This window comes from Ruegeria sp. F5 (assembly GCF_056533845.1).
In genome coordinates this window covers 1-1,365 of record NZ_JBQFOU010000071.1, presented here as the reverse complement: position 1 = coordinate 1,365, position 1,365 = coordinate 1, and the positions used below count along the sequence as shown (strand labels likewise).

Genomic DNA, 1,365 nt, shown 5'->3' with positions numbered 1-1,365 from the left:
AACGGCATCTGTGGGTGGCTCCTGCATTGCAAGAGTTTTTTGGTGATGTTTGCGGGTATTTTGTCAGTACCTTCGTCTGTCCGGCCTGTTTGCGTGGCGGCATTGTCGCCACTGGCCTTGATGAATTCCGCGAGCGAGGTTCCAATCGGCTTATCGACCTCTGAGGGTCGCTGCCGTTCCCGGAGTGTCCTTGCTCTTGGTTGACTTAATTCCGCATCATCACTTCAACGTCTTGCATCTCCTGGGCAGTCGGCGCGGTTAGAACGCAGGCTGCCGGTATTCCTGTTTCTTCGTGAGCATCGCCCAGATGGCTCGAGCGGCCTTGTTGGCCATGGCGGTTGTTGCCAATCGGAATGGTTTGTCTGCGATAATTCTCGCTGTCCACAGATCGACCTTCTCCGGCGAACGTTTCGCCATCACAGCGCGCGATGTCATGCCTACGACCAACAGCTTGCGAATGTAGCGATCACCTTGCTTGGTGATTTTGCCCAGACGTTCCTTGCCACCGCTGGATTTGTTGAGCGGGGTCAGTCCCAACCACGCCGCCAGATCGCGTCCGGTCCGGAACTGTTTTGCATCACCGATCGTTGCGATGATCGCTGACGCCGTGATCGGCCCGATGTCAGGCATGCGCGTTAATCGGCGTGCGTCAGCATTCAGCAGGACATGTTGTTCGATCATCTTCAAATAGCCGTCAATGCGCTCGTTCAGGCCAATGAACTGATAGCACTGTATGCCAAGCATCCCGTTGGCGATCTCCGGCATTTCTGGATGGTCGCCATCATGGTGACGCTTTGCAAAAGCCGTCACTGCTTCGATCCCAATGGGCAAGATATGCCCAAACTCGCGCAGCAAGCTGCGGATTATGTTGGCCAGTTGGGTGCGCTGCCGGACGGCCAGATCTCGAGTCCGGTGGATTGAGAGAATGGCTTGCTGCTCTTCCGTCTTGATCTCGACAAATCGCATGGTTGGTCGACGGACCGCTTCACAGATTGCCTCAGCATCAACGGCGTCGTTCTTGCCGCGCTTCACGTAGGGTTTGACGTATCCGGCCGGCATGAGCTTCACATCGTGCCCCAATTTGCGCAGCTGGCGGCCCCAGTGATGGGACGAACCGCATGCCTCCATGCCGACGACACAGGGCGGAAGCGTCTCAAAGAAGCGGAGCAGCTTCGCTCGCTTGATGGCCTTGTTGAAGACAACGCGGCCGTTCTCCGAAACGCCGTGGACTTGAAAAACATCCTTGGCCAGATCCAGGCTGACGGTCTTTACTGTCATTGGGTGGCTCCTTTCCTAGCAGTCAATCACAACTGCACTTTGGCACATTCGATGCCGGTGGAGCAGGAGCCACCCACCTCATCCGCT

At 56.6% G+C, this 1,365-nt stretch carries 1 protein-coding gene; it reads right to left on the bottom strand.

What is annotated here, in order from left to right; all coding sequences use genetic code 11:
• Window positions 1-258 precede the first annotated feature (258 nt).
• Entirely contained in the window at window positions 259-1,278 is a 1,020-nt protein-coding gene (locus tag ACR0K1_RS25585) for an IS110 family RNA-guided transposase (RefSeq protein ID WP_480852319.1), read from the bottom strand.
• Between the last annotated feature and the right edge of the window lie 87 nt (window positions 1,279-1,365).

Excerpts from the sequence above, each read along its gene's own strand:
- ACR0K1_RS25585 (WP_480852319.1), bottom strand. The coding sequence starts at position 1,278 with ATGACAGTAAAGACCGTCAGCCTGGATCTGGCCAAGGATGTTTTTCAA.